The organism is Mycobacterium parascrofulaceum ATCC BAA-614 (assembly GCF_000164135.1).
Classification (GTDB): domain Bacteria; phylum Actinomycetota; class Actinomycetes; order Mycobacteriales; family Mycobacteriaceae; genus Mycobacterium; species Mycobacterium parascrofulaceum.
In genome coordinates this window covers 146,729-166,577 of the sequence record NZ_GG770560.1, presented here as the reverse complement: position 1 = coordinate 166,577, position 19,849 = coordinate 146,729, and the positions used below count along the sequence as shown (strand labels likewise).

Sequence of the window (19,849 nt, the reverse complement as noted above, 5' to 3'; positions counted from 1 at the left end):
CCCCGGCATGCGGGTGACGGCGACGGTCGTGGTCCTGGTCTGGCTGGCGGCGCTGAGCGGCTACGACGTGCGCGAACGCCGGCTGCCCAATCCGCTGACGCTGCCCGGGGCCGGGGTGATCCTGGTGGCGGCCACCGGGGCCGGGCGCGGCGGGGACGCCCTGGCCGGGGCGGCGGCGCTGGCCGCGATCTACCTGCTGGTGCACGTCGTCGCGCCGGTGGGGATGGGGGCCGGAGACGTCAAGCTGGCGGTCGGCCTGGGCGCGCTGGCCGGCAGTTTCGGCGCGGGGGTGTGGTTCCTGGCGGCGCTGGCCGCGCCGCTGCTGACGGCGCTCTTCGCGGTGGTGTGCCGCGCGCGAACGGTGCCGCACGGCCCATCGATGTGCCTGGCCACCGCCGCCGCGGTCGGGCTGGCCGTCGGGATTTAAGCCCGCGCCGGACCCCGTGGGAAGATGTTCGGGTGTTGCGTTGGATCACCGCCGGGGAGTCGCACGGCCGCGCGTTGGTGGCCATGCTCGAGGGCATGGTGGCCGGCGTGGAGGTCAACTCGACCGATATCGCCGACCAATTGGCCCGCCGCCGGCTCGGTTACGGCCGCGGCGCGCGGATGAAGTTCGAGCGCGACGCGGTGACCGTGCTGTCCGGGGTGCGCCACGGCATCACGCTCGGCGGCCCCATCGCCATCGAGATCGGCAACACCGAGTGGCCCAAGTGGGAAACCGTGATGGCCGCCGACCCCGTCGACCCCGCGGACCTGGCCAACCTGGAAAAGTCAGCGCGCAACGAACCCCTCACCCGCCCGCGCCCCGGCCACGCCGACTACGCCGGCATGCTCAAGTACGGCTTCGACGACGCCCGGCCGGTGCTGGAGCGGGCCAGCGCCCGGGAGACGGCCGCCCGCGTCGCCGCGGCCACGGTCGCGCGGTCCTTCCTGCGCCAGGCGCTCGGCGTCGAGGTGCTCTCCCATGTCATCGCGATCGGCCCGTCGGCGCCCTACGACGGCCCGCCGCCGCGCCAGGAGGATCTGGCCGCCATCGACGACAGCCCCGTTCGCGCGTTCGACAAGGCCGCCGAGGCGGCGATGATCGCCGAGATCGAGGCGGCCAAGAAGGACGGCGACACCCTGGGCGGCGTGGTCGAGGTGGTGGCGCTGGGCCTGCCCGTGGGCCTGGGCTCGTTCACCAGCGGTGACAACCGGCTGGACAGCCAGCTGGCCGCCGCCGTGATGGGCATCCAGGCGATCAAGGGCGTGGAGATCGGCGACGGCTTCGAGACGGCGCGCCGCCGCGGCAGCCGCGCCCACGACGAGATGTACCCCGGACCCGACGGTGTGGTCCGCTCGACCAACCGCGCCGGCGGGCTCGAGGGCGGCATGACCAACGGGCAGCCGCTGCGGGTGCGCGCCGCCATGAAACCGATCTCCACCGTGCCGCGGGCGCTGGCCACCGTCGACATGGCGACCGGGGACGAGGCCGTCGCCATCCACCAGCGCTCCGACGTGTGCGCGGTGCCGGCCGCCGGCGTCGTGGTCGAGGCGATGGTGGCGCTGGTGCTGGCACGGGCGGCGCTGGAGAAGTTCGGCGGCGATTCGCTCACCGAGACCCGCCGCAACATCGAGGCCTACCAGCGCGCCGTCGCCGACCGGGAAGCGCCGGCCGCCCGGGGTACCGCGTAATGGCGCCCAGGGCGGTCCTCGTCGGGTTGCCGGGCTCGGGCAAGTCCACCATCGGGCGGCGCCTGGCCAAGGCGCTCGGCGTCGGGTTCCTCGACACCGACGCGGCGATCGAGCAGCGCACCGGCCGCACCATCCCCGACATCTTCGCCGCCGACGGCGAGCGCGAGTTCCGCCGGATCGAGGAGGAGGCGGTGCGCGCCGCGTTGGCCGATCACGACGGCGTGGTGTCGCTCGGCGGCGGGGCCGTCACCAGCCCGGGGGTGTGCGAGGCGCTCGCCGGCCACACCGTCATCTACCTCGAGATCAGCGCCGGCGAGGGCGTGCGGCGCACCGGCGGCAGCGCCGTGCGGCCCCTGCTGGCCGCGACGGACGAGGCGGAGAAGTACTCGAAGTACAAAGCGCTGATGGCGCAACGGGTCCCGCTCTACCGCCGCGTGTCGACGATCCGGGTCGACACCAACCGCCGCAACCCCGGGGCGGTGGTGCGCTACATCGTGTCCCGCCTGCAGACACCCGAGAACGCCCACGCGGAGGCCGCCACATGACCGCGCCAGTCACCGTGCAGGTGGCCGTCGACCCGCCCTACCCGGTGGTGATCGGCACCGACCTGGGCGACCAGCTCGTCGAGCTGCTCTGCGACCGCCACCGGGTGGCGGTCGTGCACCAGCCGGTGCTGGCGCAGACGGCCGAGGCGATCCGGGGCCGGCTGGCGGACAAGGGCGTCGACGCGCACCGCATCGAAATCCCGGACGCCGAAGCCGGCAAGGACCTGCCGGTCGTCGGCTTCCTCTGGGAGGTGTTCGGCCGCATCGGGATCGACCGCAAGGACGCGGTGGTCAGCCTGGGCGGCGGCGCCGCCACCGACGTCGCCGGGTTCGCGGCGGCCACCTGGCTGCGCGGCGTCGACGTGGTGCACATTCCCACCACGCTGCTCGGCATGGTCGACGCGGCCGTCGGCGGCAAGACCGGCATCAACACCGACGCGGGCAAGAACCTGGTGGGCGCGTTCCACCAGCCGCTGGCGGTGCTGGTCGACCTGGCCACCCTGGAGACGTTGCCGCACAACGAACTTGTCGCCGGGATGGCCGAGGTGGTCAAGGCCGGGTTCATCGCCGACCCGGTGATCCTCGACCTCATCGAGGCCGACCCGCGGGCGGCCGTGGACCCCACCGGTGACGTGCTGCCGGAGCTGGTCCGGCGCTCGATCGCGGTCAAGGCGAAGGTGGTCGCCGCCGACGAGAAGGAGTCGGAGCTGCGCGAAATCCTCAACTACGGCCACACGTTGGCGCACGCGATCGAACGCAGGGAACGCTACGAGTGGCGGCACGGCGCGGCCGTGTCGGTGGGGCTGGTGTTCGCCGCGGAGCTGGCCCGCCTCGCCGGGCGGCTCGACGACGCGACCGCGCGGCGCCACCGCGCCGTGCTGTCCGCGCTCGGCCTGCCCGTCAGCTACGAGCCCGACGCGCTGCCGCAGCTGCTGGAATTCATGGCCCAGGACAAGAAATCGCGGGCCGGCGTGCTGAGGTTCGTGGTCCTCGACGGGCTGGCCAAGCCGGGGCGGCTCGCCGGGCCCGACCCGTCGCTGCTGGCGGCGGCGTACGCGGGGCTGTCCGACGAGGGGGCCCGATGAGCGCGGGGAACGTGAACGTGCAGGTCATCAACGGCCCGAACCTGGGCCGGCTGGGCCGGCGCGAGCCGGACGTCTACGGGGACACCACGCACGAGCAACTGGCCGCGCTGATCGAGCGGGAGGCCGCCGCGCTCGGCCTGAAAGCCGTTGTGCGGCAAAGCGACAACGAGGCCGAACTGCTGGACTGGATCCATGCGGCCGCCGACGCGGGCGAACCGGTGGTGCTGAACGCCGGCGGCCTGACCCACACCTCGGTGGCGCTGCGCGACGCGTGCGCGGAGTTGCGCGCACCCCTGATCGAGGTGCACATCTCCAACGTGCATGCGCGCGAGGAATTCCGGCGCCACTCCTACCTCAGCCCGGTCGCGACGGGGGTGATCGTCGGGTTGGGAGTCCAGGGCTACCTGCTCGCCCTGCGCTACCTGGCGGAGTCCGCCGCGGGCTAATCCTTGCCGGCGTCCGGCTTGGTGTGCTCGTCGCCGACGGGGCGGATCACCTCGGTCTTGGGGTCGTCCTCGGTCTTGGCGATCGTTTCGGTCGGGGCTTCCTGCTCCGCGGTGCCCACGGCTTCGGTGGGCGCCTCCCGCTCGGCCGTGGCGACCGCCGCGGTCCGCTCCTCGTGCTGCGCCCCGGCCGCGGGAATTTCGCCGGTCGGCGCGTCGTCGCCGCGCACCGCGGAGAACACGTCGGTGTCGGCCCGCTCCTCGTCCGTCCCCGGCCGGCGGGGCGGGGGATTGCGGTCCACCCGCCACCGGCCGACGGTCACGCCGATGATCCCGGGCAGGAACACGCACAGCGCGGTGAACGCGGCGAACGTGGTCAACTCGTTGATCAGGCCCCCGGTGTAGAGACCCTTGTACACCAGCGCGATGAGCCAGGACACGGCCCCCGACAGGACGCCGGCCACCAGGCCGGCCAGCAGCCACGTCATCGCCAGGTCGCGCCGCCGGTCCGGGTCCGGGTTCGCGATGGCGTCGGCCCGGCCGTCCAGTACCCCCCAGACCGCCACCCCGATGATGAACAGAAGCAACAGCACCACACTAAAAAGCCCGGCCTGCGTCTGCCACGCGTTGATCAACGCCCCCTGGAACAAGCGGACCACGACCATCGCCGCGGCGTACACCAATCCGCGCAACATCCAGCTCCTCATGGGCAATCAGCGTAGCGAGTACCGTCAAGGGTCGTGACACATTCTCAGCGCCGGGACAACCTGAAAGCGCAAATCCGGGCCGGTGGGCTGGATGCGATGCTGGTCAGCGACCTGAACAACGTTCGCTACCTGTCCGGTTTCACCGGATCGAACGGCGCGTTGCTGGTGTTCGCCGACGATCGCGGCGCGGTGCTGGCCACCGACGGTCGGTATCGCACCCAGGCCGCGGAGCAGGCGCCGGGGCTCGAGATCGCCATCGAGCGCGCCCTGGGCCGCTACCTGGTGGGCCGGGCCGCCGACGACGGTGTGGGGCGGCTGGGCTTCGAGAGCAACGTGGTCACCGTCGACGCCTTCGACGTCCTGACCGGCGAACTCGGCGAGCGCAAGGCGGCCACCGAGCTGGTGCGGGCCGCCGGGACCGTCGAGGCGCTGCGGGAGGTCAAAGACGACGGCGAGGTGGCCCTGCTGCGGCTGGCCTGCGAGGCGGCCGACGCCGCGCTCGCCGACCTGGTGGAGCGGGGCGGTCTGCGGCCCGGGCGAACCGAACGCGAGGTGAGCCGCGAGCTGGAGGCGCTGATGCTCGACCACGGCGCGGACGCGATCTCGTTCGAGACCATCGTGGCCGCCGGCCCGAATTCGGCGATCCCGCATCACCGCCCCACCGACGCCGCGCTGGCCACCGGCGACTTCGTCAAGATCGACTTCGGCGCGCTGGTGGCCGGCTACCACTCCGACATGACCCGCACCTTCGTGCTCGGCAGGGCCGCCGACTGGCAGCTGGAGATCTACCAGCTGGTCGCCGACGCCCAGCGGGCCGGGCGGGAGGCGCTGCGGCCCGGGGCGAGCCTGCGCGACGTCGACGGCGCCGCCCGAGGACTCATCGTCGACGCGGGCTACGGCGAGCAGTTCGGCCACGGGCTGGGGCACGGCGTGGGGCTGCAGATCCACGAGGCGCCGGGAATCGGGGCCACGTCGACCGGCACGTTGCTGGCCGGTTCGGTGGTGACCGTCGAGCCGGGCGTCTACCTGCCGGGCCGTGGCGGCGTGCGCATCGAGGACACCCTGGTCGTGCCCGGCGAGGCGGCGGCGACCCGCGGGCAGGCGCCGGAGTTGCTCACCCGGTTCCCCAAGGAGCTGGCGATCCTCGACTAGGGCCAACCGCGCGGTTCGGCGGCCCGGCCGTCCGGGGTAAAGTCGGGTGGCGTGAATGGGGTGGAGCCGATCGAACGTGGGCTGGCGCGCCTGCGGGATTTCCGATGGGAGCTGAACGCCCAGCCCTTGCGGGAGCTGCGGCTGGAGGTCGACATCGTCTATTTCACCGTCCCGGTGCCGTTTTTCGGCGGGAAGAAGCTGAGCGTGCCCTTCTTGACGATGATCAAGCGGGTGCCCCCTTCGCCAAGCGAGCCGACCGAGCCCGGCCGGTAAGGCGGGAGCTTTCCGCCTCACCGGCGCGGGCGCGACCCGCGAGACCGGGCCGCGGCGCGCTCTAGACTGACGGACAAATTGCAGACGGTCGCGAACGACCGTCCATCCTCTAGGAGATACACCGAACCGTGGCAAGCACCGCCGATTTCAAGAACGGACTGGTGCTGGTGATCGACGGCCAGCTCTGGCAGATCGTCGAGTTCCAGCACGTCAAACCCGGCAAGGGCCCGGCCTTCGTGCGCACCAAGCTGAAGAACGTGCTGTCCGGCAAGGTGGTCGACAAGACCTACAACGCCGGGGTGAAGGTGGAGACGGCCACCGTCGACCGGCGCGACACCACCTACCTGTACCGCGACGGCTCGGACTTCGTGTTCATGGACAGCCAGGACTACGAGCAGCACCCCCTGCCGGAGTCGCTGGTCGGCGACGCCGCTCGGTTCCTCCTCGAGGGCCTGCCGGTGCAGGTGGCGTTCCACAACGGGGCGCCGCTGTACATCGAGCTGCCGGTGTCGGTCGAGATGGAGGTCACCCACACCGAGCCGGGCCTGCAGGGTGACCGGTCCAGCGCCGGCACCAAGCCCGCCACCGTCGAAACCGGGGCCGAGATCCAGGTGCCGCTGTTCATCAACACCGGCGACAAGCTGAAGGTGGACACGCGCGACGGCAGCTATTTGGGGCGCGTCAACGCGTGAGCAGGCCCGCGCGACCGGTTAAAGGCCGCCACCAGGCCCGCAAGCGTGCCGTTGACCTGTTGTTCGAGGCCGAGGCCCGCGGGCTGGGCCCGGCCGAGGTCGTCGACGTGCGCGCCACCCTGGCCGCGGCGAACCCCGACGTGGCGCCGCTGCAGCCCTACACCGTCGCGGCGGCCCGCGGGGTCGGCGAGCACGCCGCCCACATCGACGACCTGATCAGCTCGCACCTGCAGGGCTGGACGCTGGACCGGCTGCCCGCGGTGGACCGCGCGATCCTGCGGGTCGCGGTGTGGGAGCTGCTCTACGCCGACGACGTCCCGGAGCCGGTCGCCGTCGACGAGGCCGTGCAGCTGGCCAAGGAGCTGTCCACCGACGAGTCGCCGGCCTTCGTCAACGGCGTGCTGGGCCAGGTCATGCTGGTGACGCCGCAGATTCGGGCGGCCGCCGCGGCGGTCCGCGGCCACGCGGCCGCCGCGCCGGAAAACGAGGAACACCAGGCGTGACCCGGCTGGAACTGCGCGCCGTCGTCGCAGGGTTGCTGGCCGCGACGGTGGTGTTGGGTGCCGTCGTGTGCGCCGCGTTCGGGTGGACGATCGTCGCGTCGGCGCTGTCGATCTACGCGCTGGCGGTGGGCGCCTGGCTGTATCACTGCGTCGAGCGGCTGATCGTGGCCCGCCGCATCAGCACGGTCCGCACCGCGGCCAGACCGCTGCAGCCGCTGCTGCCGGTGATGGCCGCGCTCATGGGCCTGACCCAGGCCGTGGTGCGATCGCTGTCCGACGTCACCGAGCTGCCGGCGCGTCGCTGGGACCTTCCGGTGCTGCGCTGGGTGGACGGCACCCGCCCCGGCCGGCGCCTCGTGGATGCCGACGTGGACGCCGACGAGGATGACGACGAACTGAACAGCTGAGGGGAGCTGATGCGAAACGATCACGTCGGCACCGCGGCGGGGTGAGAATACAAGTCGCTCAGAAGAACAGGTGAGGTCATGATTCGATACACCACCCAGCCGCGACGACTTCGGGTCTCCGCGCTCGCGGCGGTGGCCAACCCGTCCTACGCCCGCGTCGACACCTGGAACCTGCTCGACGACGCGTGCCGCCACCTCGCCGAGGTCGACCTGGCCGGCCACGACAAGACCCACGACGTGGCCCGGGTGAAACGCCTGATGGACCGCATCGCCGCCTACGAGCGGTACTGGCTGTACCCGGGCGCAAAGAACCTGGCGACCTTCCGCGCGCATCTGGAGAGCCTGTCCACGGTGCGGCTCACCGAAGAGGTCTCCATGGCGGTGCGGCTGTTGAGCGAATACGGCGACCGCGCAGGCCTTTTCGACACCTCCGCGCCGCTGGGCGACCAGGAGCTGGTGGCCCAGGCCAAGCAGCAGCAGTTCTACACCGTGCTGCTCGCCGACGACGCGCCCGCGACGGCCCCCGACTGCCTCGCCGAATGCCTGCGCGCCCTGCGCAACCCGTCCGACGACGTGCAGTTCGAGGTCCTGGTGGTGCCCAGCGTCGAGGACGCCATCACCGCCGTCGCGCTGAACGGAGAGATCCAGGCCGCGATCGTCCGCGACGACCTGCCGCTGCGGTCGCGCGACCGGTTGCCGCTGATGAACTCCCTGTTGGGGGCCAACGAGGACGTGGATATCCCCGACCGCGCCAACGACTGGGTGGAATGCGGCGAGTGGATCCGGGAGCTGCGGCCCCACATCGACCTCTATCTGCTGACCGACGAGTCGATCGCGGCGGGCGACGACACCGAGCCCGACGTCTACGACCGCACGTTCTACCGGCTCAACGACGTCACCGACCTACACAGCACCGTGCTCGCCGGACTCCGCAACCGTTACGCCACACCCTTTTTCGACGCGCTGCGCGCCTACGCGGCCGCGCCGGTCGGCCAGTTCCACGCGCTGCCCGTCGCGCGCGGCGCCAGCATCTTCAACTCGAAGTCGTTGCAGGACATGGGCGAGTTCTACGGCCGCAACATCTTCATGGCCGAGACCTCGACCACCTCCGGTGGCCTGGACTCGCTGCTCGACCCGCACGGCAACATCAAGAAGGCGATGGACAAGGCCGCGCACACGTGGAACTCCGACCACACGTATTTCGTCACCAACGGCACCTCGACGGCCAACAAGATCGTCGTGCAATCGCTGACCCGCCCGGGCGACATCGTGCTGATCGACCGCAACTGCCACAAGTCGCACCACTACGGGCTGGTGCTGGCCGGCGCCTACCCGCTGTACCTGGACGCATACCCGTTGCCGCAGTTCGCCATCTACGGGGCGGTGTCGCTGCGCACGATCAAGCAGACGCTGCTGGACCTGGAGGCCGCCGGACAGCTGAACCGGGTGCGCATGCTGCTTTTGACCAACTGCACCTTCGACGGCGTGGTGTACAACCCGCTGCAGGTCATGCTGGAGGTGCTGGCCATCAAGCCGGACATCTGCTTCCTGTGGGACGAGGCGTGGTACGCCTTCGCCACGGCCGTGCCCTGGGCGCGGCAGCGGACGGCGATGGTGGCGGCCGAGCGCGTCGAGCAGATGCTGGCGTCGCCGGAATACGCCGCGGAATACCGGAATTGGGCCGCCGAGATGGAGCGGGTCGACCGGTCGGAGTGGGTCGACCGCCCGCTGTTGCCCGACCCGGCCCGCGCCCGCGTCCGCGTCTACGCCACGCATTCCACGCACAAGTCGCTGTCGGCGCTGCGCCAGGCGTCGATGATCCACGTCCGCGACCAGGACTTCAACGCGCTGACCCGCGACGCGTTCGGTGAGGCGTTTTTGACCCACACCTCGACCTCACCGAACCAGCAACTGCTGGCGTCGCTGGACCTGGCGCGGCGGCAGGTGGACATCGAGGGCTTCCAGTTGGTCCGGCAGACCTACGACATGGCGCTGGTCTTCCGGCACCGCGTTCGGCGAGACCGGTTGATCAGCAAGTGGTTCCGCATCCTCGACGAGTCCGACCTGGTGCCCGAAGAGTTCCGCGCGTCGTCGGTGAGTTCCTACCGCGAGGTCCGCCAGGGCGCGCTGGCCGAGTGGAACGAGGCGTGGCGTTCCGACCAGTTCGTGCTGGACGCGACGCGGGTGACCCTGTTCGTCGGCAAGACGGGGATGAACGGGTACGACTTCCGCGAGAAAATTCTGATGGAGCGCTTCGGCATCCAGATCAACAAGACCTCGATCAACAGCGTGCTGCTGATCTTCACCATCGGCGTCACATGGTCGAGCGTGCATTACCTGCTCGACGTGTTGCGCAGGGTGGCAATCGATTTCGACCGCTCCGATGACGCGGCCAGCGTCGCCGACCGGGCGCTGCACGCGCGCCACGTCGAGGAGATCACGCAGGACCTGCCGCACCTGCCCGACTTCAGCGAGTTCGACGTCGCCTTCCGGCCCGTCGACGCGTGCATCTTCGGCGACATGCGGTCGGCCTTCTACGCCGGATACGAGGAGTCCGACCGCGAGCACGTCCTGATCGGCATGGCGGGGCGCCGGTTGGCCGAGGGCAAGACGCTGGTGTCCACCACGTTCGTGGTGCCCTACCCGCCGGGGTTCCCGGTGCTGGTTCCCGGTCAGGTGGTCTCCAAGGAGATCGTCTACTTCCTGGCCCAGCTCGACGTCAAGGAGATCCACGGATACAACCCCGACCTGGGGCTGTCGGTGTTCACCGAGGCCGCGCTGGCGCGGATGGAGGCCCAGCGGAACGCGGCGACGGCCGCCGTCGGCTCGGCGGTGGCCGCCTTCGAGCTGCCCTCGGACGCCAAGGGATTCAACGGGGGGCGCAACGGCGACGGCGCCGACCACGTCGTCAGCGAGGACGCCTCGGCCTAGCGGCTGGGCGGTCAGTTGTGTGGCGGACCCTGGGGCCAGCCCAGTTCGCCTTGCCGGATCCCTCGCTTGATCTCGTCGCTGCGGGCGGGGCTGCCCGCCGGGGCCGTCTCCGGACAGCTGCAGCTGAGCGTATTGAACGGGCTGGTGTCGGCGCCGGCCGGCGCCGCCCCCACCAGCCCCAAGCCCGTGACGATCGCGAGGAAGGCCAGTATTCGTGTGGTCGCGCGGTTGGTGCGGCGCGCAAGGCGTGCAGTACCTGACATGACGGGATTCAGCCTAGGCGGGAGTCGCTGAGAGGGCGCTGAGAAGCGCGCTGAACTCGGTGTTTCCCGCCGGCCCCCTGCCCTGCAGAATCGGAGGCGTGCAGTTGCCTCGCCTCCCGCACTGGGGCATCCCCGCCCGCTCGGCCGCGGTGGCGGCGGGCGTCGTGCTGTGCGCCCTCGCCCTCGCCGGCGCGGGGTTGGACGCGATCCTGTATCGGTCGCTGCTGGCCGGCGTCGACTATGCGTCCGCGGAAAGGGTCCGCGACGTGGCGAAGGAATTGCAGTCCGATCCGCCAGCCGCGCTCGACGGCACCCTGTTCAGCACCGACCAACGGGTGGTCGCCGTCCAGGTCGTCGCCCCCGACGGCAAGGTGATCAGGCGGTCGCGGTCGGCGCCCGCCACGGCGCTCGTTCCCGTCACCGCCTTCGGCTACGGCCTGCGGCGGGGGTTGTCCGACGACGCCGTGGCGGGTGACGACATGCGGGTCAGCGGGCAGCGGGTGGCCACCGCATTCGGCGACTACACGGTGCTCGTGGGGGGTGGCAGCGGAACGGTCGAGGCGACGGCGCGGACGGTCGCGCTGCTGCTGGCGGGCGGTGCGCCCATCGTCATCGCGGTGGCGGCGGGCGCGACGTTCTGGCTCGTGCGCCGGTCGCTGCGATCCGTGGACGCGATCCGCGCGCGGGTCGCCGAGATCTCGGCATCGGATCTGGCCGAACGGGTGCCGGTGCCGAACGGCCGCGACGAGATCGCGGCGCTGGCGGTCACCATGAACCGGATGCTGTCGCGGATCGAGGCCGGCCACCGCGCGCAACAACGCTTCGTCGGCGACGCGTCGCACGAACTGCGCAGCCCACTGGCCACCATCATCTCCGGGCTGGAAGTCGCCGAGGCGCACCCGGACCTGCTCGACGCGGAACTCGCGATCAACACCCTGCTCCCCGAGGCGCAACGCATGCACACGCTGATCGAGGATCTGCTGCTGCTGGCCCGCGCCGACGAGCGCAGCCTGCTGCGCCGCCAAGAGGAGGTCGCCCTCGACGACGTCGCCCGGGCCGAGGTCGCCCGGGCGCGCCGGGACGCGCCCTGCGCCGTCGAGGCCGACACGTGCCCGGTGCGGTGCACCGGCGACCCGGTGGCCCTCTCGCGGATGGTCCGCAATTTGATGGAAAACGCCGTCCACCATGCCAGTTCGTTTGTCCACCTGGAGGTCGGCAGCCGCAACGGCACGGCGATCCTCACCGTCAGCGACGACGGCCCCGGAATTTTGGCGGCCGACCGGGCCCGGGTGTTCGAACGCTTCGTGCGGCTGGACTCGGACCGGGCCCGCAGCGGCGGGGGAGCCGGCCTGGGCCTCGCGATCGTCGCCGAGGTCGCCGCCGCGCACGGCGGCACGGTCACCATCGACGACCGGCCGGGCGGCGGGAGCCGGTTCATCGTGTCCCTGCCGCACCGCGGGCCTCATCCAGACAGTCGGTAACCGACACCCCGGATCGTTTCGATGGTGTTGGTGCCGAACGGTATATCGATCTTGCGGCGCAGATATCCCACGTAAACCTCGACCACGTTGTCGGGCCCGTGATAGTGCGCGTCCCACACGTTGCGCAGGATGTCGGCCTTGGTGACGACCATGTCCTTGTTGCGCATCAGGAATTCGAGCACACCGAACTCCCGGGGGGTCAACGTGATCGGGTTGGCGCCGCGCTGCACGCTGTGCCGCGCGGGATCCAGCAGCAGCGACCCCGCGGTCAGCACCGCCGGCCGCTGCGGCACGCCGCGGCGCACCAGCGCGCGCAGCCGCGCGACGAGCACCCGGAAGGAAAACGGTTTGGTCAGGTAGTCGTCGGCTCCCAGGTCGAACGCGTCGGTCTCGTCGTACTCCCCGTCCTTGGCGGTCAGCATGAGCACCGGTGTCCACACGTTGCGCGCCCGCATCCGGCGCAGCACCTCGTACCCGCTGTGGCCGGGGAGCATGATGTCGAGGATCACCACGTCGAAGTTGTTGTCCACCGCCTCCCGCAGGCCGTCGACTCCCGTGCCCACGGCAACCACCACGAATCCCTCCGCCTTGAGCCCCCTGGCGAGGGTCGCCGACAGCCGCGCCTCGTCCTCGACCAGCAGGACCCTCATGCCGTCACGCCTCTTCGGCGACGGCGCCGGGGTGGCGCCCCGGACGCTGCGGCAAGACGACGACCAAGGCCACCATGATCGCCGCGATCACCGCCGAAGCCAGCGGGCGGCTCAGCGCCAGGCCGCCGTCGGTGACCGGCTTGTCGATGAAGTCGCCGACCGTCGCGCCCAACGGCCGGGTCAGAATGAACGCGACCCAGAACAACGCGACGCGCGAGACGGCGGTCCAGTAGTACAGCGCGACGACCACGGCCAGGCCCGCGGCGAACACCAACGCCCCGCGCTCGTAACCGAAGTCGCGGGTGTCGGCGAGCCAGTCACCGAGCGCGGTGCCCAGGGTCTGCGAGAAAGTGATTGTCGCCCAATAGAAGGCCTCCACCTTAGGTGTCGAGACGGTGGTCACCGAGACGGTGCCCTCCGACCAGCGCCACAGGCCCAACGTGGCCAGCAGGCAACCCAGCAGCACCAGCGACCCGCCGGTGTAGCCGATCCCGAGCGATCGGTCGGCGAAGTCGGCCAACGTCGTGCCGAACGTCGTGGAGGCCACGATCGTCGCCCAGTACAGGGCGGCGTGGAAGCGCTCGGCGAAGATCTGAGCGGCGACCAGCGCCACCAACGCGACGCCGAACAGCGCGACCCCCGCCGCGTATCCCCAGTTCAGGGTCATCGTGACGGTGTCCCCGCCCGTCTCGCCCAATGTGGTCGCCAGGATCTTGACGACCCAGAAGCCCAGGGTGACCGCGGGCACCTTCGTCAGCGCCTGCCGCGAAACGTCACTCATCAACAGCCATCTTTCCGGTGTCGCATCATCCAATGTCGTCGTTGGGGTATTTCTAGGGTAGCCGCGCTGAGAAAACGCTGAGTCCGCGCATGAGAAGTTCCTGTGTCCATCCTGTGCGCGCCCGTCGCGCGCAGGTCCACGAAAAGTGAAGTCGCACAACGGATAACGTGATCCGGACGCGTCCTGCCATACCCGACCGCCGCCGATTCGTTATCAAAAACCTTAAGGTTCAATGAGTTACGGCACGCCGCCGGCGTCGTGCAGCCGAGCGCCCGGCGAAGGTCGTGCCACCATGGGGTGATGTCCCTCGAGCCCAGGAGCGCCGACGAACTCGGCGCAGGCACGCGCTGGTCGCTCATGGTCGTCTCCCTGGGGGTGACGGCGACGTCGTTCCTGTTCATCAACGGCGTCGCGTTCCTGATCCCGTCGCTGCAGGCGCGCCGCGGCATTCCGTTGGCCGAGGCGGGCCTGTTGTCGTCCATGCCGAGTTGGGGCATGGTGGCGACGCTGGTGCTCTGGGGCTGGGTCCTGGACCGCGTCGGGGAGCGGATCGTGCTGACGGCCGGGTCGGCGCTCACCGCGGCGGGCGCCTACGGCGCGGCGTCGTCGCATTCGATGTTGGCCATGGGCGCGTTCCTGTTTCTCGGCGGGATGGCCGCGGCCAGTTGCAACACCGCCGGCGGCCGGCTGGTGTCCGCGTGGTTCCCGTCGCACCAGCGGGGCCTGGCGATGGGCATTCGCCAGACCGCGCAGCCGTTGGGCATCGCCCTGGGCGCGATGGTGATCCCCGAGCTGTCCGAGCGGGGCCCCCGTTCGGGGCTGATGTTCCTCGCGCTGATGTGCACCGTGGCGGCGGTAGCCAGCGCGCTGGGGATCGTCGACCCGCCGCGGAAATCGCGCAAGATCGCCACCGACGCGGAGCTGGCCAGCCCGTATCGCGGGTCGTCCGTACTGTGGCGGATCCACGCCGTCGGTGCCCTGCTGATGGTGCCGCAGACGGTGACGGTGACGTTCATGCTGGTGTGGCTGATCGATCGCCGCGGCTGGTCGGTGGCCGGCGCGGGCGGGCTGGTCATGGTCTGCCAGCTGCTGGGTGCGGTCGGACGGATCGCGGTCGGACGTTGGTCGGATCGCGTCGGCTCCCGGATGCGGCCGGTCCGCGTCATCGCCGCCGCCGGCGCGGCGGCCCTCGTCCTGCTCGCCCTCACCGACAACGGCGGGTCGGGCTACGACGTGTTGCTGATGGTCGCCGTCGCGGTGATCGCGGTGCTGGACAACGGGCTCGAGGCCACCGCCATCACCGAGTTCGCCGGGCAATTCTGGAGCGGCCGCGCCCTGGGGGTGCAGAACACCACCCAGCGGCTGATGGCCGCCGCCGGGCCGCCGCTCTTCGGTGGGCTGATCGTGGCCGCCGGATACCCGCCGGCCTGGGCGCTGTGCGCGTTGTTCCCGCTGGCGGCCGTCCCGCTGGTGCCCGCCGAGCCGGGCAGGCCACGACCATCCGCACGCGCCTCGCCGTCGGGACCGGGCCGCGAGGTGGTCGGCGCTCCGCGATCGCGCTGAGGCGCCGGATAGCCCGAGATCGCCTGTGCACTCACGGTTTCGAGTGTGCGGGTGCGGCGGCGACACGCCGAGGATTCCCGCCCTGGACGCACACCGGAAGGCGATTGCTGGGCGGGGCAGCCCCATGCGGGTCGTTTGCTACCGTCCCGCGCAGCGTGTACTCGGTGAACGATTTGGCGACGAAGACGGCTCCTGTACGAAAAACCTGCGGGTGGATCGGCCGTCTTGCTGGGCGGCTAGATCCGATGCTCGGACTTGAGCATTTGGGCGGCACGCTCGCCGATGATCACGCACGGCGCCATGGTGTTTCCCGTCGTGATGCGGGGCATGATCGACGCATCGGCGATACGCAGGTTCTCGACCCCGTACACCTTCAGCTCGCCGTCAACCACGGACACCTCGTCGCGTCCCATCTTCGCGGTGCCACACTGATGCCAGAAGGTCCGCGTCGCGTTGCGGACGAACGATTCCAGCCGATCGCCGTCCAACTCGCCTGGCATCACCTCGCGCTTGACGAACGGTCTCATTTCCACGGAGTTGCCGATCTCACGGGACAGCGCAATGCAGGCCAGCGCCACGTCGACGTCGGCGCGTTCCGTCAGCGCGTTGGTATGGATGCGCGGCGGTGCCAGCGGATCGGCGCCCGAAAGCCGTATCCGCCCGCGGCTGCGGGGGTGCGCGATCGCGGAGAACAACGTCCACCCTGACTCCGGAAGCCCGTATCGGGCGATGTTCTCCGGTGTGGACAGCGGCGCCTCCGCCTGCCAGATGAATATGTCCGGGGCGTCGCTTGCGGCAGTGATCCGCTCGAACACAACCACTTCCGATCCGTTGTTGCGCAGTGGCAGCGCGCCATCGGGGTATTCCCAGACGCAGTCGAACGCGGTGTGGTCCTGGAGATTCTTCCCGACGCCGGGTAGGTGATGCTTGGCGTCGACGCCGGCGTCGCGGAGTTCATCACGGTCGCCGAGCCCCGACAGCATGAGAACCTTCGGGGTGTTGATCGCACCCAGCGAGAGCACCACCTCCGCGGCGGCCGAGATCGTGTGCAGCTGCCCCCGGTAGATGATCTCTACACCAGCCGCCCGGCGGCCGTCGACGACGACCCGTGTCACCAACGCGTTGGGCAGCACCGTCAGATTCGGGCGGTCCATCAGCGGATAGGTGTAGGTGCGGAACGTGGACAGCCGCTGCCCGCCGCAGAGACGCAAATCGCCGAGCGCCACGCCGCGATTGGACTCCATCATGCGGCCGTTCGCGTTCTCGTAGTGCGGTATCCCAATCGCCTTGGCCCCCTGCAGCATCGCCAAAGCGACGGGATGAGGATCGGGCGCCTGCTGAACGAAAACCTCCCCACCCGTGCCGCGCCGCCGCGGATCGGGATCGCCGCACCAGTCCTCGATTCGTCGATAGACGTCCAACACCGACTGGTAGCTCCATGAACGGTCACCGGACTCGGCCGCGAAAAGGTCCCAGTCCCGGGCGTGCCCACGTGACCACACCATCGCGTTGATGCTGGATCCGCCGCCGAGCACCTTGCCCATCGCCATCTGGAGGCGGCGGCCGCCGAGGCTGGGTTCGGATTCACTGGTATAGCCCCAGTCCCGGTCGCCCCCGATGTTCGTCGGCCAAGCGGTGGGGTCGACGACGGCCGGCACGTTGTCCGCGCCGCCGGCTTCAATCAGGAGGACCTGAGTGGTGGGATTTTCGGCCAATCTGCGAGCGACCACCGAACCCGATGAACCCGAGCCGCACACCACGAAGTCGTAGACGCTGCGCAACGCGGCACGCAGGTGACGTTGGTTGGCCTGCACCGTGCGGTCGAATTCGCGGTCGGTGTAGCGGGCAATACGGTCGACGTCTCCCTCCTGGACACTGGAACGCGTTGTCATCAAACGACTCCATTCGTCGCGGCTTCGCCCCGTCATGCCGCCACCCCGGTGGGTTGGGCCGGCCCTCGGGCGCCTTGTGAACTCAAAGCTAGGCACGCGGAGGTTCTTAGTCATGCGTCTGTCCGCTCAGCGGACAGCGACCACACGGGAGAGGCGGGATTTACTCGAAAGCGAATCTTCCTGTTCTTGACGCGCGCGAAACATGCTCCCGCCGTTAGGAATTCGATGCTGCTGACAGCTGTTGTGCGACACGTTCCGCGGCACGGCGAATGAGGACCGCAAACCGGCTGGATGGCCTGTCGGCCGGAGTCGAGATCTGCAGGGCAGCTTCGGTACGTCCGGCCACACGAATGGCCGACGCATAACACGTCAACCCGGCATGCACCCGCGCGTCATCGTGGGCCCAGCCGTCCACCGGGTTGGCCCGTTCCGGCGCCGCGCTCGGGTCGAAGATCAGGGCCGCCGCGGAGGTGCGCGGCATCGCGATGCCGGCGTAGATGGGGGTGGGGAGGGTAACTCCGCCTGGCACCACTTCGAGCGCCTTGGAGCCGTGCGCGGTGGGGACAACGAGCGAGACCGTCGCCCCGGTACGGCTGCGCAGGGCATGCATGATTTGCAAGCCCTGCGCCCGCAGCGCTGCGTGCGGATCCGCATGGCGCGCGATGTCCGAAAGGAGCGGCGCCGGCACGTAGTGCCCGTCGGCCAGACGCTCCACCGCGCCGACAGCCTCCAATTGCGACATCAGACGGTAGACCGACGAGCGCGGAATCCCGGTGATACGCGCCAGTTCACTGTGTTGATGTTCGCGGCCGCTCTGCGGCAACGCTTGCAATAGGCGGAAGGCGCCGTCCAAGACTCCGCGCCCCGAGCTCCAGGTTTCCTGAGGCCGCTCATCGGGTTCGCCGCCGCGCCGCGGCGACGATGGTTTGCGATTCGTCACACCACCTCACTCGCCACCGGTCATCCTGAGTGAACGCTGCTACCCCTCCGAATAGTTCAACGGCACTGGCTCGATGCGGCGCTCAGCGCAGGATCCGCGCGTACAGCAGGCTGTCCTGCGGCTCGACGCCCAGGTTGGGGTAGACGGCGTGGCGGGCCAGCCGTCCCTCCAGCACGAAGCCGGCGCGCTCCAGCAGCCGCGCCGACCGCACGTTCTCGACGTTGCAGGTGGCCCATACCCGGTACACCCCCCGGTCGCCGTCGAGCGCGTCCAGCAGCATGTCGAGAACCTCGACCATCAGGCCCTTGCCCCACCACCGCCGGCCCAGGCAATACCCGATCTCGACCGAGTGCGGCACCGGGCGCCGGCAGCTGGCCAGCCCGATCACGTCACCGCTGTGCCGCAGCTCGATCACCCACGTCCGCTCGTCGGGGGTGGCGTTGAGCTTCTCGGTGATCACCCGCCGGGTCGCCGCCACGTCCGGGTGCGGCGACCACATCAGGTACCGGGTGACCTCGGGATCCCGGGCCACCCGCTGGAAGAGCGCGCCGGCGTCGTCGAGCACGGGCCGGCGCAGCACCAGCCGGGGCCCCGTGATGCGGTCGGGTGGGTAATCGACCACGTCAGAGGCCGAGCGCTTGATAGGTGCGGCGGACGAATTTCGGTTGCGCGGATTGGAGTTTCGCCAGCGAGGTGTTGCCGGCGACGGCCGCCGCCACGTCCGCGGACATGTCGGGCATGTTCTGCACCAGGTAGATCAGGACCAGATCGGCGCCCGGGTCGGCCTGCCACCACGTCCCGTAGGCGCCCGGCCAGCTGAACGTCCCGATCCCGCCCGGCCCGAACAGCGGCGCGCTCCTGGCGGGGTCGGTCACCACCGACAGGTTCAGGCCGAAGCCGCGGCCCACCCAGTACGGCGCCCCGAGGAAGTGGTGCCGCTTCTGTTCGTCCGTCAGCCGGTCGGTGCGCATCAGGCGGGCGGACTCCGGCGACAACACGCGCACCCCGTCGATCGTCCCGTCGCCGAGCAGCATCCGCACGAACCGCAGGTAGTCGTCGGCGGTCGACCACAGCCCGCCGCCCGCGTTGGGGAACGAGGGCGGCGTGATGTGCGGCGGCCCCATCACGTCGTGGTGCAGCCGGCCCCGGTCGTCGAGCCGGTACATCGTCGCGGCGCGGCGGCGCGCCTCGGGGGACACGAAGAACCCGGTGTCGGGCATGCCCACCGGGCCCAGCACGCGTTCGTCGAGCACCTCGTGGAACGGCTTGCCCTCGATGCGTGCCGCGATGACGCCCAGCAGGTCGATGGAGTGGCTGTAGGTGAGCCGGTCGCCGGGCTGATGCACCAGCGGCAGCTTGGCCAGCTCGGCCAGCCAGGCGTCCGGGCCCTGGTTGAACGGCAGCCGGATGTAGGCCTTGGCGATCGGCCCGGAGACCGAGAAGCCGTAGGCCAGGCCGCTGGTGTGGGTGAGCAGGTCCTCGATCAGGATGGCGCGCCGCACCGGGTGCGTCCGGTCCAACGGGCCGTGCGGGTCGTCGAGCACCCGCAGGTCGGCCAGCTCCGGCGCCCAGCGCACCACCGGGTCCTTCAGCGTGAGCTTGCCCTCGTCGACCAGGCTCATCACCGCCGCCACGGTGACCGGCTTGGTCATCGAGGCGATCCGGAACAGCGTGTCGCGCCGCATCGGCAGGCCGGCGTCCACGTCGCGATGACCGATTTCGTTGACCTGCAGCACTTCTCCGCGCTGCCACACCATCGTCAGCGCACCGGCGAGCAGGCCCGCGTCGCACACTTCGCGGATGGAGGCGCCATTGACGTCGAGATTCACCCGATTGAGGTTAGCGTCGTGCCCGGGCCGCGCGATCG

Annotated in this window: 20 protein-coding genes and 1 pseudogene; 13 read left to right on the top strand and 8 right to left on the bottom strand. The window is 70.3% G+C overall.

Annotated elements, in window-relative coordinates:
* The first annotated feature begins 7 nt into the window (after positions 1 to 7).
* Genes HMPREF0591_RS27040 through aroQ form a run of 5 tightly spaced genes read left to right on the top strand, consistent with a single transcriptional unit; the run spans position 8 to position 3,750 of the window.
* Positions 8 to 427: an A24 family peptidase gene (locus tag HMPREF0591_RS27040; RefSeq protein ID WP_007171960.1), complete on the top strand. Its 420-nt coding sequence runs from the start codon at positions 8 to 10 to the stop codon at positions 425 to 427.
* 32 nt (positions 428 to 459) lie between these two features.
* Complete coding sequence (gene aroC, locus HMPREF0591_RS27035) at positions 460 to 1,674, top strand: chorismate synthase (RefSeq protein ID WP_007171959.1); 1,215 nt, start codon at positions 460 to 462, stop codon at positions 1,672 to 1,674.
* A complete protein-coding gene (locus HMPREF0591_RS27030; RefSeq protein WP_007171958.1) occupies positions 1,674 to 2,219 on the top strand; it encodes a shikimate kinase in 546 nt (181 codons plus the stop codon). Before aroC ends, HMPREF0591_RS27030 begins: the two co-directional genes overlap by 1 nt.
* Complete coding sequence (gene aroB / locus HMPREF0591_RS27025) at positions 2,216 to 3,304, top strand: 3-dehydroquinate synthase (protein ID WP_007171957.1); 1,089 nt, start codon at positions 2,216 to 2,218, stop codon at positions 3,302 to 3,304. The genes HMPREF0591_RS27030 and aroB overlap by 4 nt, the downstream gene beginning before the upstream one ends.
* The gene (gene aroQ / locus HMPREF0591_RS27020; RefSeq protein WP_007171956.1) at positions 3,301 to 3,750 is read left to right on the top strand and encodes a type II 3-dehydroquinate dehydratase; all 450 of its coding nucleotides are present in this window, start codon (positions 3,301 to 3,303) and stop codon (positions 3,748 to 3,750) included. The genes aroB and aroQ overlap by 4 nt, the downstream gene beginning before the upstream one ends.
* Here aroQ and HMPREF0591_RS27015 read toward each other — a convergent pair.
* Positions 3,747 to 4,454: a B-4DMT family transporter gene (locus HMPREF0591_RS27015; RefSeq protein WP_007171955.1), complete on the bottom strand. Its 708-nt coding sequence runs from the start codon at positions 4,452 to 4,454 to the stop codon at positions 3,747 to 3,749. The genes aroQ and HMPREF0591_RS27015 overlap by 4 nt on opposite strands.
* Before the next feature lie 33 nt (positions 4,455 to 4,487).
* Between HMPREF0591_RS27015 and HMPREF0591_RS27010 the strand changes: the two genes are divergently transcribed.
* The 6 genes from HMPREF0591_RS27010 (at position 4,488) to HMPREF0591_RS26985 (ending at position 10,412) form a co-directional block, all read left to right on the top strand.
* Positions 4,488 to 5,606 carry a M24 family metallopeptidase gene (locus tag HMPREF0591_RS27010; RefSeq protein WP_007171954.1) on the top strand — a complete coding sequence of 373 codons (1,119 nt, stop codon included), beginning with the start codon at positions 4,488 to 4,490 and terminating at the stop codon, positions 5,604 to 5,606.
* Between the two features lie 51 nt (positions 5,607 to 5,657).
* The gene (locus HMPREF0591_RS27005) at positions 5,658 to 5,879 is read left to right on the top strand and encodes a hypothetical protein (protein WP_040624159.1); all 222 of its coding nucleotides are present in this window, start codon (positions 5,658 to 5,660) and stop codon (positions 5,877 to 5,879) included.
* 128 nt (positions 5,880 to 6,007) lie between these two features.
* A complete protein-coding gene (gene efp, locus HMPREF0591_RS27000; protein ID WP_007171952.1) occupies positions 6,008 to 6,571 on the top strand; it encodes an elongation factor P in 564 nt (187 codons plus the stop codon).
* On the top strand, positions 6,568 to 7,074 hold the full coding sequence (gene nusB / locus HMPREF0591_RS26995; protein ID WP_007171951.1) for a transcription antitermination factor NusB: 507 nt from the start codon (positions 6,568 to 6,570) through the stop codon (positions 7,072 to 7,074). The genes efp and nusB overlap by 4 nt, the downstream gene beginning before the upstream one ends.
* Positions 7,071 to 7,481, top strand: coding sequence for a hypothetical protein (locus HMPREF0591_RS26990; protein WP_007171950.1), 411 nt, complete (start codon positions 7,071 to 7,073; stop codon positions 7,479 to 7,481). The genes nusB and HMPREF0591_RS26990 overlap by 4 nt, the downstream gene beginning before the upstream one ends.
* A gap of 78 nt (positions 7,482 to 7,559) precedes the next feature.
* Entirely contained in the window at positions 7,560 to 10,412 is a 2,853-nt protein-coding gene (locus HMPREF0591_RS26985; protein WP_007171949.1) for an aminotransferase class I/II-fold pyridoxal phosphate-dependent enzyme, read from the top strand.
* Between the two features lie 11 nt (positions 10,413 to 10,423).
* Here the strand turns inward: HMPREF0591_RS26985 and HMPREF0591_RS26980 are convergent, their stop codons facing one another.
* On the bottom strand, positions 10,424 to 10,675 hold the full coding sequence (locus HMPREF0591_RS26980) for a hypothetical protein (protein ID WP_007171948.1): 252 nt from the start codon (positions 10,673 to 10,675) through the stop codon (positions 10,424 to 10,426).
* A 59-nt stretch (positions 10,676 to 10,734) separates the two neighbouring features.
* Between HMPREF0591_RS26980 and HMPREF0591_RS26975 the strand changes: the two genes are divergently transcribed.
* Complete coding sequence (locus tag HMPREF0591_RS26975) at positions 10,735 to 12,156, top strand: sensor histidine kinase (protein WP_425270259.1); 1,422 nt, start codon at positions 10,735 to 10,737, stop codon at positions 12,154 to 12,156.
* Here the strand turns inward: HMPREF0591_RS26975 and HMPREF0591_RS26970 are convergent.
* Both HMPREF0591_RS26970 and HMPREF0591_RS26965 read right to left on the bottom strand, forming a co-directional pair.
* Entirely contained in the window at positions 12,138 to 12,806 is a 669-nt protein-coding gene (locus HMPREF0591_RS26970) for a response regulator transcription factor (protein WP_007171946.1), read from the bottom strand. The two genes, HMPREF0591_RS26975 and HMPREF0591_RS26970, sit on opposite strands and share 19 nt — an antisense overlap.
* A 4-nt stretch (positions 12,807 to 12,810) precedes the next feature.
* On the bottom strand, positions 12,811 to 13,587 hold the full coding sequence (locus HMPREF0591_RS26965) for a COG4705 family protein (protein WP_040624157.1): 777 nt from the start codon (positions 13,585 to 13,587) through the stop codon (positions 12,811 to 12,813).
* Between the two features lie 300 nt (positions 13,588 to 13,887).
* Here HMPREF0591_RS26965 and HMPREF0591_RS26960 point away from each other — a divergent pair.
* Positions 13,888 to 15,175: pseudogene (locus HMPREF0591_RS26960) on the top strand (MFS transporter); the annotation flags it as partial.
* A gap of 211 nt (positions 15,176 to 15,386) precedes the next feature.
* Here HMPREF0591_RS26960 and HMPREF0591_RS26955 read toward each other — a convergent pair.
* The 4 genes from HMPREF0591_RS26955 to HMPREF0591_RS26940 form a co-directional block, all read right to left on the bottom strand.
* Positions 15,387 to 17,042 (bottom strand): GMC family oxidoreductase, encoded by a 1,656-nt coding sequence (locus HMPREF0591_RS26955; protein ID WP_007171943.1) that lies wholly within the window; start codon positions 17,040 to 17,042, stop codon positions 15,387 to 15,389.
* Between the two features lie 214 nt (positions 17,043 to 17,256).
* Positions 17,257 to 17,982, bottom strand: a complete 726-nt coding sequence (locus HMPREF0591_RS26950) for a helix-turn-helix domain-containing protein (RefSeq protein ID WP_083212440.1) — start codon at positions 17,980 to 17,982, stop codon at positions 17,257 to 17,259.
* A gap of 82 nt (positions 17,983 to 18,064) precedes the next feature.
* Complete coding sequence (locus HMPREF0591_RS26945) at positions 18,065 to 18,604, bottom strand: GNAT family N-acetyltransferase (RefSeq protein ID WP_007171941.1); 540 nt, start codon at positions 18,602 to 18,604, stop codon at positions 18,065 to 18,067.
* A 1-nt stretch (position 18,605) separates the two neighbouring features.
* On the bottom strand, positions 18,606 to 19,811 hold the full coding sequence (locus HMPREF0591_RS26940) for a serine hydrolase domain-containing protein (RefSeq protein ID WP_040624215.1): 1,206 nt from the start codon (positions 19,809 to 19,811) through the stop codon (positions 18,606 to 18,608).
* Positions 19,812 to 19,849: the final 38 nt, after the last annotated feature.